We start from the raw sequence: 15,601 nt of genomic DNA on the forward strand, positions 1-15,601 counted from the left end.
CAAGGAGGGCAATGTGAAAAAACTAATGTCAGTCGCTCTAGGGGTCACGCTCGCCTCATCGGTTTTCGCTAATGAAGTGAGCTTTGAGGAATACGTTGAAGGTTTAAAAGTTGAGGCTCGCCAAAACGGTATTTCTGAGGCGGTTATTGAGCAAGCGTTCGATAATGTCACCCACAAACCGCGTGCGGTGAAAGCCGATAAGAATCAGCCTGAGAAAAAACTCACCCTAGATGAGTATATTCCACGCGCAGTGCCCGATTGGAAAGTAAAACAAGCTAGAGAGCTCTACAAAGAGCACTATGCTGAGCTGAGTCGCATTGGTGAAGAGTACGGCGTTCAGCCACGGTTTATCGTTGCACTATGGGGCGTAGAAAGTAACTTTGGTCGTTTTACGGGTAATTACCCTGTGATTGATGCGCTGTCGACGATGGCTTATGACGGTCGTCGTGAAGACTTTTTCCGTAAAGAGACCATGGCGGCGCTGCAGATTCTTGAACAGGGTCATATTGCCGTTGAGGACTTTAAAGGTTCTTGGGCTGGCGCGATGGGGCAATGTCAGTTCATGCCAAGTTCGTTCCTATCTTTTGCCGCTGACGGTAATGGGGATGGCAAGAAGGACATTTGGAACACCGAAGCGGATGTGTTCGCTTCCGCCGCTAACTATTTAAGTCAGTCAGGTTGGAACGATACTTACACTTGGGGGCGTCAGGTAAAACTGCCAAAGGGTTTCGACATGAACCTAGAGGGACGTGTCGAGGGTAAAGAGAAAACCTTAGCGCAGTGGAATCAACTTGGTATCACACGTTACGATGGAAGCGCATTGCCACAAGTGAATGTCAATGCGTGGTTGACGGCACCAGACAATGCCAACGGCCGAGTCTATCTGGTTTACAACAACTACAATGTATTGATGAAGTGGAATCGCTCTTATTACTTTGCACTTGCTGTTAGTCATTTAGCGGACAGAATTACACTGTAGAGAATCAATTTGTTAGCAAAGGAGCTCATAGAGCTCCTTTTTCTTTTCTAACCTTAAACCACCTTCTTTAGAAGGTGGTGATCGTTCCTTTGGGCTATGCCCGAAGAACGCTCATGTTCAAGATGTCCTCGTTTGTAACCAGCAAATGAAGGAAATAAAGAACATGAGCAGATATGAATCCGCCTCACACGTATATTACAGGTGTCAGTACCACATAGTCTGGACGCCAAGCGCCAACCCTTCAAACTTTCTCCAGTTCTACGCTATTTCTTCTTGGTATGGAACTGCTCACACGCCAGCATGGTGTTTTCGATTAAGCTTGCCACTGTCATTGGTCCCACACCGCCAGGTACAGGTGTAATGAAGCTCGCTTTTTCTCTTGCTTTATCGTACTCGACGTCACCGACCAGCTTTCCTGATTCAAGACGGTTAATACCCACATCGACCACGATAGCACCTTCTTTGATCCAGTTACCTGGGATAAAGTTAGGTTTACCTACTGCGACTACAACCACATCAGCCTGGCGAACGTGGCTCTCAAGATCCTTAGTAAAGCGATGGCACGTTGTTGTTGTACAACCTGCTAGCAACAACTCAAGAGTCATTGGACGGCCAACAATATTTGATGCACCTACGATAACGGCATGCTTACCACGTAGTTCGACATTGTAGCGGTCTAGTAGAGTAATGATCCCTTTTGGCGTACAAGAGCGAAGCTTAGGGATGCGTTGAGCTAGGCGACCAACGTTGTAAGGGTGGAAACCATCAACGTCTTTTTCTGGGTGGATGCGCTCTAGCACATGAGTGGCGTCGATACCCGCAGGAAGGGGTAATTGAACCAAAATACCATCTATCTGAGCATCTTCGTTAAGCTCATCAATCAACGCAAGCAGTTCTTGCTCGGTTGTGGTCGCTGGAAGGTCAAATGATTTGGAAACAAAACCGACTTCTTCACAAGCACGGCGTTTACTTCCGACATAAACCTGTGACGCAGGATCTTCACCAACGAGCACAACAGCAAGGCCTGGTGCACGAAGACCCGCCTCTTTACGAGCTTTAACACGTGCTGCAACTTCTGAACGAACAGTTTGTGAAATAAGAGTTCCATCGATATTTTGAGCTGTCATGACTTTCCTTAAGAAATGAATGGCGACGTATTTGCAGCACATTGTCGCAAATTATTTGACGAACATCTATAAGCAAACGTTTGCTTTGTGGTGGTTTTAATCAAATAAGAGTTCAGTGGCCTTTTTTTAGTCATTCAGATCAGAATGTTAAGAAAAGCTCTTGTTTTAACGCCTCGAACTCGTATAATCCTGTCCCTGTAGCGCGCCCTTAGCTCAGCTGGATAGAGCACGTCCCTTCTAAGGATGTGGTCGTAGGTTCGAATCCTACAGGGCGTGCCATTTATTCAGAAGCCCCGATAACTCGATGAGTTATCTGGGCTTTGTCGTTTCTGTGGTGCTGGTGGATCGTTACATACGCAACCTATATTCGGCGCTATTTCAACCGATTTAATATGCTCTCTGTACATAAGCTGTGCTTTTCGGTAGCATGTCGCTCCTCTGACGTTTCCGTCTTGGCCAAGTTCGAACCGAGTACCTACCTTTAGTGAACCATGCGCAGTATCCATACTAAAATTAAACCTGAATTTGAGCCGCTATTAGCAGAACTTGCTCTTCACGCTTTACTTCATTTGCGCACTAATCATACCGCAGTGTCTTTGGCGAGAAAGCCACGTTCCGATGTGAACGATATTCTTTCTGCTTGGCTTAACAAAGCTGCAAATAGCAAGAAATACAAACCCTTCAAGAAGAAAGTACGCTCGTTAGTCAGCCATGCTCGCTCACAGCGCTTAGATATGGAAGGGATGCTTGGGAATTTACTCCCGCCGGTAGAAGGGGACGAGTTACCTCATCTCGACAGTTTTTTGCTGTTGGTTAACACCTTAGAGAGGGAGTTAAACACCACTGTGTTGGTTTCAAGTCCTCAAGAGGTGGATCTAAAACATAACCCGAAAGGCTGTTTGCTGTGTGTGCTTTCTACGGATCTCAACGCACATTTCAACAATCGTAATCGCTTGGTTGCGGATATTTCTATGTTGTTTCGTGGGACTCACGGCGAAAAGCATACCTTGATGCGTACTGTTTATTCGTCATCCTTATTTGAGCATAAAGTCGAATTTGAAGATGGCGACTTTGTACGTATCTCTTTGAGCTTACAAAAATAAAAAAAGTGGCACATAGCCTCCTGACTAAACACGTTATAATAATGTTCTACTTATTGCATGTGAACATAGTAAACTTTTAAGTGATTTACCCCCTATTGTTCTAATTATCCATAGCTAGAACAGGGTGAATAAAAAGTGTAGACGCTTGTCATAAAAATTTAATCTTAGTGTGCATTGTGAAAATATTGAAAATTCATCATATTGTAATAACTATGTAACAAAAAAGAGAGCGTGGTTTATGCAGCATCAAGAAATGATTCAACCTTCCAATTTTGGCGTTATCAGCCGCACTTGTCTGTTTTCATTGTTCGGTATTGTATTGGTATTCAGTATTATTTAGTTTTCGAGCAAGCCTTGACGAGGAAGTAATTACTCACTTAAGTGTACGGAGACTCAAGGCGGCTCTGGATCTCACTCATTTGCTATGTTAGTTTCGCAGTGATTCATACTGTTAATGGTTTGTATATGTTTTCGCTGTCGTCACTTTCTCATCGTTTTGCCTCCTTGCCAGATGCTTTTTATACGCCTGTCGCACCGCAACCTCTTGATAATACGCGTTGGATTATTTGGAACGGACAGTTTGCTGAGCAATTTAATTTACCCCTACAGGCTCCTGACGGAGATCTGAAACAGTTTCTGACTGGCGAATACATCATAGAAAACTCGCCGCCTGTTGCCATGAAGTATGCAGGACACCAATTTGGTGTTTATAACCCTGAATTAGGCGATGGCCGTGGTCTATTGCTCGGTGAGTTGACTAATCATCATAACGAAGTCTTTGACTTGCATATTAAAGGTGCTGGTTTAACGCCTTATTCACGGATGGGGGATGGCAGGGCAGTATTGCGCTCTACAATTCGTGAGTATCTATGCAGTGAAGCGATGGCAGGACTTGGTATCCCAACGACGCGAGCTTTAGGCATGTTGGTGAGTGATACCTCTGTCTATAGAGAGAAGTGTGAGCAAGGTGCTCTATTAATTAGAATGGCACGCAGTCACATTCGTTTTGGTCATTTCGAGCATTTCTTCTATACCAATCAACTTGAAGAGCTTCAGTTATTAGCTGACAGAGTTGTTGAGTGGCACTTCCCCTCAGCACGGGACGATGAGAAACCTTATCTCTCGATGTTTGATCAAATCGTCCAACGTACTGCAAAAATGATAGCGCAATGGCAGGCGTATGGTTTTGCGCACGGGGTAATGAATACGGACAATATGTCGATCATTGGCGATACATTTGATTACGGTCCATTTGGTTTTCTTGACGATTACGACCCAAGTTATATTTGCAATCACTCTGACTACCAAGGGCGCTATGCATTTAATCAACAACCACGCATTGCGCTTTGGAATCTATCAGCCTTAGCTCACAGCTTGTCTCCTCTCATATTGAGAGAGGATCTAGAACAAGCACTATCGCAGTTTGAGCCATTGTTAGGTCAGGAGTTTAGCCGTCTGATGCGAAGTAAATTGGGTATCAATAGTCAGCAGCAAAGTGATACGCAACTGTTTGGTGCAATGTTTGAGTTGTTGCATCAACAGGGTATTGATTACACGCGTTTTTTACGCGAATTGTCATCGATCGATATCAAAGGGATTCAAGCGGTACTGGATCTTTTTGTCGACCAGCAGGCGATAAATCAGTGGTTGGCACAATACCTAGAACGCTGTGAGCATGAACATAATGGCCATGGAGAGGTGGTTTCCGCCGCCGAACGTTGTCAAGCCATGCGTCGGGTAAACCCGAAGTACATCTTGCGTAACTACCTCGCTCAAATTGCAATAGATCGAGCAGAAGAGGGCGATTACAGCGAAGTAGAGCGCCTTGCCACCTTGTTGAGAAACCCTTTTGATGAGCAGCCTGAGATGAGTCAGTATGCCAACCTACCACCTGATTGGGGCAAAAAGATGGAGATTAGCTGTTCATCTTAATGACGTTGGCTCCAAGCGATGAGTTTCTCTTTGAGTAGGGTGCGGTTGATGGGTTTGGTTAGAAGGTTCGATAATTCGTTTTTTGTTAATAAGATGTGATGTGAGTCCGCAAGGGGTTCAAATTCTAAGTAATATCTTACAAATTACCGAATAAGAACTGTTTACACTCCTCAGTACTAAAGTCGCTCAGTAGTAGGTAAGGGTATGTCAGCTAAAATTCTTGTTGTCGATGATGATCAAGAGATTTGTGAGTTATTGGAAGAATACCTGACGAAGCAAGGTTATCAGGTTGATGCGGTCAATGACGGCGAACAGATGAAGTCGTATCTTGAACAACAGGGTTATCCTGAACTTATCCTGCTTGATGTGATGCTGCCGGGAGATGATGGCTTTACTTTGTGTCAGCAAGTGCGCCGTCACTCTTCTGTCCCCATCATTATGCTCACTGCGGTCTCCGATGATACCGATCAGATCATCGGCCTTGAGATTGGTGCAGATGACTATATCGCAAAACCGTTCAATCCACGTCACCTCACCGCACGGATAAAAGCCGTGTTGCGCCGAGTTAACGTAGTAGAAGAGCTGCCTGCCAGTGTTATCGCTAAAACCATCGTATTTGGTGATTGGAAACTGGATCCCTTGGCACACAGAATTACTCATGTCGAGCGCCATGAGTCTCATGACTTGTCAGGCAGTGACTTTGCATTGCTGATGCTATTTCTTAAACGTCCAAATGAAGTTCTTGACCGCGACACCATCTCTTTCGCGACTCGCGGTCGAGAAGCGTTACCCTTTGAACGCGGTATCGATGTCCAGCTTAGCCGATTGCGCCAAAGGTTAGGTGACAGTGCAAGATTCCCGCATTACATCAAAACGATGCGTGGTAATGGCTATATTCTCGCGGTGCCTGTGAGTTATGAGCAATAAATTGCAAAATTGGTTACGCCGTTTCAAGCCCAATTCGCTAGTCAGCCGAACTCTGGGGTTAACGTTGTTGGCGGTTGTGCTCGCTCAAGGTGTGGCAACGACTATTTGGTACGCCGAGTCGAAACAGAAGGAGCTGGAAGGTATCCGCTCTGCTTCTGAAAGCATGGCAAATATGTTCTCTTCGACAGTGACCTTCTTTCAATCTTTGCCGGTCAAGTATCGCCATATTGTATTGGATCAGATCCGAAATATGGGCGGGACTCGTTTTTTCGTCTCATTCAATAAAGAGCAGTTAATCGTCGACCCGATAGAGGATACCCCGCTGAAATTGGCTTCATTGCAAGCAATTGAAAGTGTGTTAGCCAAAAAGCTACCTAAGGTCGAGTCGATTCAAGTCGACTTTTCTCATCCAGATAACTTGAGACTGCTCAAAAATGATATTTATCTGCATGACTTACCTAAGTCGTGGGCTCACCATACGCTGACGCTCAATCCCATTGAACCACCGATTCTTGTGGTACAAATTGAGCTAAAAACCCATGAGTGGGTCTATATTGCGGCTCTATTACCCGCACCTTATGTCACTCTCGACGATACCTTGATCGGTCGTGAACAGATGATGTTTCTGCTCTTCTCTACCACGATTTTATTGTTCCTTACTTACTTGTTGGTACGGCGTCAGGTTAAGCCACTCAAGCGATTAGCTAAGGCCGCGAATGAGATGAGCATGGACATCGATCAAGCGCCTATAAAGGAAGAGGGGGCGAGCGAATTGATCACCGCGACGCGTGCATTTAATCGTATGCAGCAGCGGATACGTCGTTATGTAGCGGATAGGGAGCATCTTTTCTCGGCGATTTCCCACGACCTGAAAACACCCATCACACGTTTAAGGCTGAGGGCTGAGTTGCTTGAAAGCGACACCAAACGCGACAAGTTTAATCGTGACCTTGATGAACTAGAAATGATGGTTAAAGGGGCGTTGCAGTGTGTCCGTGACACCGACCTACATGAAAACAATGCCTACATTGATCTCAATGAGATGATACTGAGTGTGATTGAACCATTGAACCAACACCAGCAAACGGTTGAGTTTGGTCCCTACCCAATTGAGCCAATTGTTGCGAAACCATTAGCGATCAAGCGAGTGATCAGTAATTTAGTCGATAACGCAGTAAAATATGGTCATCGTGCTGAGATTGAAGTGCTCACCAATCAGGAGTGGGTCAGTATTGTCATTGAGGATCATGGTCCAGGTATTCCTGAAGATAAGCTCGAAGCCGTTTTTGAACCCTATTTTAGATTGGCAAATGATGAAAATGGGCATGGCTTAGGCTTAGGTATCTGCCGGAATATTCTTCACGGACATGGCGGAGATCTCATTATTGATAACTTACCCAGAAAAGGCTTACGCGCCCAAATCTATATACCATCGAACCTAGAGGTGTAATGTAACATAATTGTTACGTGGCATTTACCGTTTGTTTCAATCTTAAATTTCAATTTGGATAGACTCTGTTTAGTACAAGCAAGAACGCTTGGGGTCATTGAGCTGTTGGCCTGAATGTCTAATCCAATACATGGAAGATAATAATGAAACTTAATAAAACCCTACTTACCCTCTCTCTATTGTCTGCTGCTAATGTTGCAACTGCTGGTGAAGTTGAAGTTCTTCACTGGTGGACTGCGGGCGGTGAAGCAAAATCTGCTGCTGTTCTTAAAGAGATGCTAGAAGAGCAAAACCACACTTGGAAAGATTTCGCAGTAGCTGGTGGTGGCGGTGAATCTGCTATGACGGTTTTGAAAACTCGTGCTGTATCAGGTAATCCACCATCAGCAGCACAAATCAAAGGTCATGACATTCAGGAGTGGGGCGGTCTTGGCTTCCTGACTTCTCTTGAGAGCACAGCAAAACAAGAAAAATGGGATGAAATCCTACCTTCAGTAGTCACCAAAGTGATGAAATACAACGGTGAGTACGTCGCAGTGCCGGTCAACGTTCACCGCGTTAACTGGATTTGGGCTAACCCTGAAGTGCTTAAGAAATCGGGCGTAGAGTTGCCAACCACATTGGATGAGTTCTTTGCTGCGGCTGAAAAAATTAAAGCCGCTGGTTTTGTACCACTCGCTCATGGTGGTCAGCCTTGGCAAGATGCCACTGTATTCGAAGCAGTCGCACTGGATGTACTCGGTAGTGAAGACTACAACAAAGCGTTTGTAGACCTAGACATGGATGTGCTTTCTGGTGACAAGATGGTGGAAGTGTTCACTAAGTTCAAGAAGGTGCGTGACTACATCGATGCAAACTCACCAGGACGTGACTGGAACGTTGCAACCTCAATGGTGATTAACGGTGAAGCGGCGATGCAAATCATGGGTGACTGGGCGAAAGGTGAGTTTACCGCTGCTGGTAAAGTTCCAGGCAAAGATTACATCTGTGCACCTGCTCCAGGTACGGATGGACAGTTCACGTTCAATATCGACAGCTTCGCTTTCTTCGAGCTTAGCAACAAAGACAATCAGAAAGCTCAGCAAGATCTAGCTCGTACAATCCTAACTAAAGAGTTCCAAGAGGTGTTTAACCTAAACAAAGGTTCAATTCCTGTGCGCCTAGATATGGATATGTCTAAGTTTGACCAGTGTGCACTGGACTCTATGGCGACATTTAAGGCGAGCGCTCAGTCTGGTGACCTAGTACCAAGTATGGCGCACGGTCTATCAACAACGAGCTATGCACAAGGCGCCATCTACGACGTAGTGACTAACTTCTTCAATGATGACAAAGCGGATCCTAAGCAAGCGGCTCAAAAACTGGCTAAGGCCGTTAAAGCCGCCATTTAAACTTCGCTCGTTTAAGTACACCCCCAAAGGGCAGGCAGGCTTGTGGGGAGCCTGTCTGCCCTTTCTCTATTACCCGATCAGGAATTTGATTAGGGTCTTATGACGTAAGGACTCGTTATGGAGCATGTTGTTACTCGGTCTGATAAGAAGTCAAAAGCCAAGGTTAACCTAGGCGACCGACTTCAACATTGGCTGCCGAAAATCGTTCTTGCCCCGACAGTTATTGTGACTGTGGTTTGTATCTATGGTTACATTTTCTGGACGGCGGCACTTTCAATGACCAACTCGCGCTTTCTGCCTAGCTTTAACTTCGTGGGTTTTGCCCAGTATGAAAAGCTAATGGAGAACGACCGTTGGATCACATCAATCACTAACCTTGGTATTTTTGGCCTGCTGTTTATGCTGGTGGCAATTGGTTTGGGAGTGGCTTTGGCTATCTTCCTCGACCAGAACATCCGTCAGGAAGGGGCGATCCGTACCATTTATCTCTATCCAATGGCGTTGTCATTCATCGTGACAGGTACGGCGTGGAAGTGGATTCTTAACCCGGGATTGGGTATCGAAAAATTAATGCAGGACTGGGGCTTTACCGAGTTCAAATTTGATTGGTTGGTTAACTCGGATATGTCTGTTTATACCTTGGTTATTGCCGCGGTTTGGCAGTCCTCTGGCTTTGTCATGGCGATGTTTTTAGCCGGCTTGCGAGGTATCGACTCTTCGATCATAAAAGCGGCGCAAATTGATGGCGCAAGTTTACCGACTATCTACTGGCAAATCATTATGCCGTGTTTGCGCCCGGTGTTTTTCAGCGCGGTGATTATTACCTCTCATATTGCGATCAAGAGCTTTGACTTGGTGACCGCTATGACAGCCGGTGGACCTGGTTACTCTTCCGATCTGCCTGCACTATTTATGTATGCTCACTCATTTACTCGTGGTCAGATAGGCCTGGGTGCGGCGAGTGCGATGATGATGCTAGCAGGTATCTTAGCCATCTTAGTACCTTATCTTTACTCTGAACTTAGGGAGAAAAAATCATGATGCGTAGTGTCAATTTTTCTCGACTATTTATCTATTCGACACTGGTGTTCTTCTGTCTGGTTTACCTGATGCCACTGTTCGTAATGTTCATTACCTCATTTAAAACCTTGCCAGATATCAAAGCGGGTAACTTAATGAGTTTACCAACTGAGTGGGTGTTCGATGCTTGGTTTAAAGCATGGGACAGTGCTTGTACTGGTGTTAAGTGTGAAGGTGTTAAAGGTTACTTCTGGAACTCTTTCCAGATGGTTATTCCGGCCGTGGCTATCTCAACTCTATTAGGCGCGTTTAATGGTTACGTTGTGACCAAATGGCAATTCCGTGGTTCTAATCTGTTTTTCAGCCTATTGCTGTTCGGCTGTTTCATTCCGTTCCAGGTCATCCTTTTGCCGATGGCAGCAGTACTTGGCAAGTTAGGTTTGGCGAATACCACTGCTGGGCTAGTGATTGTTCACGTTATCTACGGTATGGCGTTTACTACACTGTTCTTCCGCAACTTCTATATCAGCGTCCCTGATGAACTGGTTAAAGCGGCGAAGCTAGATGGTGCAGGCTTCTTCACTATTTTCTTCAAGATTCTGTTACCAATCTCAACGCCTATCATCATGGTGACGGTGATTTGGCAGTTCACAGCGATTTGGAATGACTTCCTGTTCGGGGTGGTTTATTCAGGCTCAGAAACTCAACCAATAACTGTTGCACTCAATAACTTGGTTAACACCAGTACTGGTGTCAAAGAGTACAACGTTGATATGGCTGCGGCGATTATCGCGGCGCTGCCAACACTATTAGTTTATGTATTAGCAGGAAAATACTTTGTTCGCGGCCTAACGGCTGGGTCGGTAAAAGGATAATTATCATGGCAACACTCGAACTTAAACAGATCCGTAAAACCTACCCGAAAGCGGAGCAAGAAACCTTAAAGGGTATCGACATTAACATTGATTCAGGCGAGTTCCTGATCTTGGTTGGGCCTTCGGGTTGCGGTAAATCGACCTTGATGAACACCATTGCTGGATTGGAAAATATCAGTTCTGGTGAGATTGTTATCGACGGTAATGATGTCTCAGAGGTTGAACCGAAAGACCGTGATATTGCGATGGTATTTCAATCCTATGCGCTTTACCCAAATATGACGGTTCGCGGCAATATCGAGTTTGGTCTGAAGATCCGCAAGATGCCTAAGGCTGAGATAGATGCAGAAGTTGAGCGAGTTGCAACCATGCTGCAAATTGATCATCTGTTAGACCGTAAACCTTCACAGCTTTCGGGTGGTCAGCGTCAACGTGTCGCAATGGGACGCGCACTGGCCCGCCGCCCTAAGCTATATCTGTTTGATGAACCGTTATCGAATCTTGATGCGAAACTTCGCGTAGAGATGCGCCATCAGATTAAGCGCCTTCATCAACAGCTTAAAACGACCATCGTGTACGTCACCCACGACCAGATTGAAGCGATGACTCTCGCCGACCGTATTGCAGTTATGAAGGATGGTGAACTTCAGCAGCTAGGCACTCCGCAAGAGATTTACAACAAGCCAACCAATATGTTTGTCGCCGGTTTTATGGGGTCACCGTCGATGAACTTCATCAAAACTATGGTCGATCTGGATGCGCAGGATAACCCTGTGATCAAAGTGAAGGGCAGCAACGGTCAAGAACATCACATTAGTTTACCGGCATCAATGCGTGAGCAAGATGGACGAGAGATCGTTATTGGGCTTCGTCCAGAATACATTACAGATAGCGAGAATGCGGATTCACAAGCAAGCACCAAGCTTGATCTGATGCTGGAAGTTTTGGAGCCAACGGGTCCAGATACGATTGCGATGATCAAAGTCAACGAGCAAGAAGTCGCGTGTCGTCTTTCTCCTGAGTTTGATGTGGTCGCAGGTCAAGTGGCACCTTTGCACTTTGACCTCTCTAAAGCGGTGTTCTTTGATGCAACAACAGAGAAACGCATCGACTTTCATTAATGATGAATTTGTTAACAATATTGTTAGAAAAATGCACATAGTCGACTATGCTTAGAGCTATAGCATGAACGAGCTTCGTGCACATTTGAGGGGAGATGGGCGATTTCGTCTCCTTATTGCCCGTCGAATCTCTAGTAACAAAAATGGCAGCCCTTGGGCTGCCATTTGTTTTTTATAATGAGTCTTTGTTAAATATGTGTAAATTCACCCGTTGTGATAAATGTGATGGGTGGAAATCCACCCATTTTTACAAAAAAGTGTGATTTAAAAACAGGTGGTAGTCGGGGTGTTTTTATTAAACTTATGATTTATAGATGTTTTTATGATTAATTGAAAGTTGGCTTAGTTATTGCCCTTATAGAAATATCAACACCCAGTGATGGGGTTGTTCATTTAACAAGGAGAATAATAATGTTCAAGCCATTGACCCTACTATCTGCATCGATTCTTGCTGTGACCAGTTTCAACGCTGCGGCTAATTGTGATCTAGGTGAAACAGTGATTAAATTCAGTCACGTAACGAATACAGATAAGCACCCAAAAGGTATCGCGGCTTCATTACTTGAAAAACGTGTTAATGAAGAGATGAACGGTAAAGTGTGTCTTCAGGTATTCCCGAACTCAACTCTGTATGATGATGACAAAGTTCTAGAAGCTCTTCTTAACGGTGACGTGCAACTTGCTGCCCCTTCTCTATCAAAGTTTGAAAAGTTCACCAAGAAGTACCGTATTTTCGACCTACCATTCCTATTTGAAGATGTAGAAGCGGTTGACCGTTTCCAAAACTCAGAAGCGGGTGAGAAGCTGAAAAATGCGATGAAACGTCGCGGCCTTCAAGGTCTAGCGTTCTGGCACAACGGCATGAAACAGATGTCTGCGAACAAGCCACTTATCACTCCTGAAGATGCAAAAGGTCTGAAATTCCGCGTGCAAGCATCCGATGTTCTTGTTGCTCAGTTTGAGCAATTAGGCGGTAACCCGCAGAAAATGTCATTCAAAGAAGTTTACGGTGGTCTACAAACTAAAGTTATTGATGGTCAAGAAAACACTTGGTCTAACATCTACGGTAAAAAATTCTTCGAAGTTCAAGACGGTATCACTGAAACAAACCACGGTATTCTTGATTACCTAGTCGTTACGTCAAACGATTTCTGGAACGGTCTACCAGAAGACCAACGTCAGCAGCTTGCGACAATCATTGAAGAAGTGACGACTGAGCGTAATGCTGAATCTTCGCGTGTCGACCTAGCGAACAAAAATAACATCATCGAAGCGGGTGGTGTCGTTCGTACCTTGACTGCCGAAGAGCGCCAACAGTGGGTAACTGCGCTTCAGCCAGTATGGAAGAAGTTCGAGAAAGATATCGGCTCTGACCTGATCGAAGCGGCTATCGCATCAAATAAATAATAACAATTTCCCCTAACCTTTGGCCCTCATAGTATCTCTTTCTTCTCGGGATATATCGGGAAGAGGGCCTTTCTTTTCTTTTGAGAAAGTGAAGTAACTTATGGAACAGTCTATTTTTGCCAGAATTGGCAGGGTGACAGACGCAATTGAGGAAACTCTGATCGCGTTCTTCTTGGGTGCGATGACCATGCTCACCTTTGCCAATGTAGTATTTCGCTACGTATTTAATGACAACATCTTGTGGGCACTTGAGCTAACCGTGTTCATGTTCGCTTGGATGGTACTCGTCGGGGCATCATACGGCGTGAAAAAACATTTTCACATTGGTGTTGATGTTGTTATTAACCTAGCGCCAGACCATCTGCGTAAAGTTTATGCGCTGATCGCTGCGGCATCCTGTTTGGCTTTTTCAATCTTGCTGCTTATTGGCTCTTGGAACTACTGGTACCCGTTCGCAACTGAACGTGCATGGTATGAAACCGACGATATTCCGATGCCGGAAATGTTGCAGTTTTTGGCTGACTGGTTGAATGAAGGTGAGCGTTACGAAAAATTACCTCGATTCATTCCGTACATGGCACTGCCTATAGGTATGGCGTTACTCACTTTCCGCTTTGTTCAAGTTACGTTGCAAATTATTACTGGTAAGTTGGACCGCTTGATCGCAGGTCATGAGGCTGAAGAAGAGCTCGAAGCTCTGAAAGAGGAACTCAAAGACGCTGGAGAAGCAATGGAACCGAAAAGTAATAATAACCAGAGCAAGGAGGGCTAAGCCATGGAAATTCTATTCTTATTCATCATGGTGATTGGCTTTATGCTTGTGGGTGTGCCAATCGCTATTTCCCTTGGTTTATCGAGCATTATTTTCCTGATGATGCACTCTGATGCGTCACTGGCTTCCGTTGCTCAGACCTTATTTAATGCCTTTGCTGGCCACTATACGCTACTCGCGATTCCATTCTTCATTCTTGCCTCTAGTTTTATGTCTACGGGTGGGGTTGCTAAACGTATTATCCGTTTCGCTATTGCCATGGTCGGTTGGTTCCGTGGTGGTCTCGCCATGGCATCGGTTGTTGCGTGTATGATGTTTGCAGCCCTGTCTGGTTCATCGCCTGCGACAGTTGTTGCCATCGGTAGTATTGTTATCGCGGGTATGATTAAAAACGGCTACTCAAAAGAGTTCGCGGCTGGGGTTATCTGTAATGCAGGTACGCTGGGTATTTTGATCCCGCCTTCTATCGTGATGGTGGTTTACGCAGCGGCGACGGATGTATCGGTTGGTCGTATGTTCCTAGGTGGCGTGATCCCAGGTCTTCTGGCTGGGGTGATGCTGATGATTGCCATCTACATCGCTGCGCGTGTTAAGAACCTGCCAAAACAGCCATTTGTCGGTTGGAAGGAGATGTTTGATTCAGCAAAAGATGCGAGCTGGGGTTTATTACTGGTCGTTATTATCCTAGGTGGTATTTACGGTGGGGTATTTACGCCAACGGAAGCGGCTGCCGTGGCTGCGGTTTACTCGTTCTTAATCGCGAACTTTATCTACAAGGATATGGGCCCGTTTGCTGACAAGGAAAATACCAAGCCTATATTGGTGAAAGTCGTTCAAGCATTTGTGCATAAAGACACCAAACATACGCTTTATGAAGCCGGTAAACTGACCATTATGCTACTGTTTATCATTGCCAATGCTTTGATCCTTAAGCATGTGTTAACAGAAGAACGTATTCCTCAAATGATTACGGAGTCGATGTTATCTGCTGGTCTTGGTCCGATTACCTTCCTGATTGTGGTCAACCTACTGCTGTTGATTGGCGGTCAGTTTATGGAGCCATCGGGTCTACTTATCATCGTTGCACCTCTGGTGTTCCCAATAGCTATTGCACTAGGCATTGACCCGATTCACCTAGGTATCATGATGGTCGTGAACATGGAGATAGGGATGATCACGCCGCCCGTTGGTCTCAACCTGTTTGTTACCGCAGGGGTCGCTAAGATGTCGATGATGCAAGTGGTGAAAGCCGCCTTGCCTTGGGTAGGGGTGATGTTCTTATTCCTGATTATCGTGACTTATGTTCCTTGGGTGTCAACGTGGTTACCAACCACCTTGATGGGCCCTGAAATCATCACCAAATAACGGAACTAAAAAAGAAAGCCCCGAATAACTCGTTATCCGGGGCTTTGTTGCTAGGACAGTGGATGAACTAAATTCTTAGCTCATTTGTATCAGTTCCTTTTGATGAATCTAACTTAACGCTTTCAATCTGAA

13 protein-coding genes, 1 tRNA gene and 1 pseudogene are annotated in these 15,601 nt (G+C 45.3%); 14 read left to right on the plus strand and 1 reads right to left on the minus strand.

Annotation, left to right across the window (positions count from 1 at the left end; genetic code table 11):
- The first annotated feature begins 13 nt into the window (after nt 1-13).
- Both QTN94_RS05760 and QTN94_RS05765 read left to right on the plus strand, forming a co-directional pair.
- Nucleotides 14-979 carry a lytic murein transglycosylase gene (locus QTN94_RS05760; protein WP_138971567.1) on the plus strand — a complete coding sequence of 322 codons (966 nt, stop codon included), beginning with the start codon at nt 14-16 and terminating at the stop codon, nt 977-979.
- Between the two features lie 163 nt (nt 980-1,142).
- Nucleotides 1,143-1,208 (plus strand): annotated as a pseudogene (locus QTN94_RS05765) (IS200/IS605 family transposase); the annotation flags it as partial.
- A gap of 34 nt (nt 1,209-1,242) precedes the next feature.
- Here QTN94_RS05765 and folD read toward each other — a convergent pair.
- Entirely contained in the window at nt 1,243-2,106 is an 864-nt protein-coding gene (folD, locus tag QTN94_RS05770; RefSeq protein WP_269376082.1) for a bifunctional methylenetetrahydrofolate dehydrogenase/methenyltetrahydrofolate cyclohydrolase FolD, read from the minus strand.
- A gap of 202 nt (nt 2,107-2,308) precedes the next feature.
- On the opposite strand from folD, the gene QTN94_RS05775 reads away from it, so the two are divergent.
- From QTN94_RS05775 to QTN94_RS05830, 12 genes are all read left to right on the plus strand, one after another.
- Nucleotides 2,309-2,385, plus strand: a tRNA-Arg gene (locus tag QTN94_RS05775).
- A gap of 212 nt (nt 2,386-2,597) precedes the next feature.
- Nucleotides 2,598-3,209, plus strand: coding sequence for a DUF2913 family protein (locus QTN94_RS05780; protein ID WP_331427163.1), 612 nt, complete (start codon nt 2,598-2,600; stop codon nt 3,207-3,209).
- Nucleotides 3,210-3,674: 465 nt separating this feature from the next.
- Complete coding sequence (locus QTN94_RS05785) at nt 3,675-5,141, plus strand: protein adenylyltransferase SelO (RefSeq protein ID WP_331427164.1); 1,467 nt, start codon at nt 3,675-3,677, stop codon at nt 5,139-5,141.
- 204 nt (nt 5,142-5,345) lie between these two features.
- Nucleotides 5,346-6,068 (plus strand): response regulator, encoded by a 723-nt coding sequence (locus QTN94_RS05790; RefSeq protein ID WP_138970777.1) that lies wholly within the window; start codon nt 5,346-5,348, stop codon nt 6,066-6,068.
- Entirely contained in the window at nt 6,058-7,518 is a 1,461-nt protein-coding gene (locus QTN94_RS05795; protein WP_331427165.1) for an ATP-binding protein, read from the plus strand. The genes QTN94_RS05790 and QTN94_RS05795 overlap by 11 nt, the downstream gene beginning before the upstream one ends.
- A 143-nt stretch (nt 7,519-7,661) precedes the next feature.
- The gene (locus tag QTN94_RS05800; protein WP_138970775.1) at nt 7,662-8,909 is read left to right on the plus strand and encodes an ABC transporter substrate-binding protein; all 1,248 of its coding nucleotides are present in this window, start codon (nt 7,662-7,664) and stop codon (nt 8,907-8,909) included.
- A 117-nt stretch (nt 8,910-9,026) separates the two neighbouring features.
- Nucleotides 9,027-9,950 carry a carbohydrate ABC transporter permease gene (locus QTN94_RS05805; RefSeq protein WP_331427166.1) on the plus strand — a complete coding sequence of 308 codons (924 nt, stop codon included), beginning with the start codon at nt 9,027-9,029 and terminating at the stop codon, nt 9,948-9,950.
- Entirely contained in the window at nt 9,947-10,804 is an 858-nt protein-coding gene (locus QTN94_RS05810) for a carbohydrate ABC transporter permease (protein WP_138970773.1), read from the plus strand. The genes QTN94_RS05805 and QTN94_RS05810 overlap by 4 nt, the downstream gene beginning before the upstream one ends.
- Before the next feature lie 5 nt (nt 10,805-10,809).
- Nucleotides 10,810-11,925 carry an ABC transporter ATP-binding protein gene (locus QTN94_RS05815; RefSeq protein ID WP_331427167.1) on the plus strand — a complete coding sequence of 372 codons (1,116 nt, stop codon included), beginning with the start codon at nt 10,810-10,812 and terminating at the stop codon, nt 11,923-11,925.
- Between the two features lie 411 nt (nt 11,926-12,336).
- The gene (locus QTN94_RS05820; protein ID WP_331427168.1) at nt 12,337-13,332 is read left to right on the plus strand and encodes a TRAP transporter substrate-binding protein; all 996 of its coding nucleotides are present in this window, start codon (nt 12,337-12,339) and stop codon (nt 13,330-13,332) included.
- Nucleotides 13,333-13,432: 100 nt separating this feature from the next.
- Nucleotides 13,433-14,104, plus strand: coding sequence for a TRAP transporter small permease (locus QTN94_RS05825; protein WP_331417512.1), 672 nt, complete (start codon nt 13,433-13,435; stop codon nt 14,102-14,104).
- A 3-nt stretch (nt 14,105-14,107) separates the two neighbouring features.
- Nucleotides 14,108-15,469: a TRAP transporter large permease gene (locus tag QTN94_RS05830; RefSeq protein ID WP_331417513.1), complete on the plus strand. Its 1,362-nt coding sequence runs from the start codon at nt 14,108-14,110 to the stop codon at nt 15,467-15,469.
- Nucleotides 15,470-15,601 lie beyond the last annotated feature (132 nt).

This window comes from Vibrio sp. M250220, from assembly GCF_036533795.1.
In the GTDB taxonomy this organism is placed as follows: Bacteria; Pseudomonadota; Gammaproteobacteria; order Enterobacterales; family Vibrionaceae; genus Vibrio.

Coding starts and splice junctions, on each gene's coding strand:
- QTN94_RS05815 (WP_331427167.1), top strand. CDS start 10,810: ATGGCAACACTCGAACTTAAACAGATCCGTAAAACCTACCCGAAAGCG.
- QTN94_RS05825 (WP_331417512.1), top strand. CDS start 13,433: ATGGAACAGTCTATTTTTGCCAGAATTGGCAGGGTGACAGACGCAATT.
- QTN94_RS05785 (WP_331427164.1), top strand. CDS start 3,675: ATGTTTTCGCTGTCGTCACTTTCTCATCGTTTTGCCTCCTTGCCAGAT.
- QTN94_RS05790 (WP_138970777.1), top strand. CDS start 5,346: ATGTCAGCTAAAATTCTTGTTGTCGATGATGATCAAGAGATTTGTGAG.
- QTN94_RS05830 (WP_331417513.1), top strand. CDS start 14,108: ATGGAAATTCTATTCTTATTCATCATGGTGATTGGCTTTATGCTTGTG.
- QTN94_RS05805 (WP_331427166.1), top strand. CDS start 9,027: ATGGAGCATGTTGTTACTCGGTCTGATAAGAAGTCAAAAGCCAAGGTT.
- QTN94_RS05810 (WP_138970773.1), top strand. CDS start 9,947: ATGATGCGTAGTGTCAATTTTTCTCGACTATTTATCTATTCGACACTG.
- QTN94_RS05795 (WP_331427165.1), top strand. CDS start 6,058: ATGAGCAATAAATTGCAAAATTGGTTACGCCGTTTCAAGCCCAATTCG.
- QTN94_RS05780 (WP_331427163.1), top strand. CDS start 2,598: ATGCGCAGTATCCATACTAAAATTAAACCTGAATTTGAGCCGCTATTA.
- folD (WP_269376082.1), bottom strand. CDS start 2,106: ATGACAGCTCAAAATATCGATGGAACTCTTATTTCACAAACTGTTCGT.
- QTN94_RS05820 (WP_331427168.1), top strand. CDS start 12,337: ATGTTCAAGCCATTGACCCTACTATCTGCATCGATTCTTGCTGTGACC.
- QTN94_RS05800 (WP_138970775.1), top strand. CDS start 7,662: ATGAAACTTAATAAAACCCTACTTACCCTCTCTCTATTGTCTGCTGCT.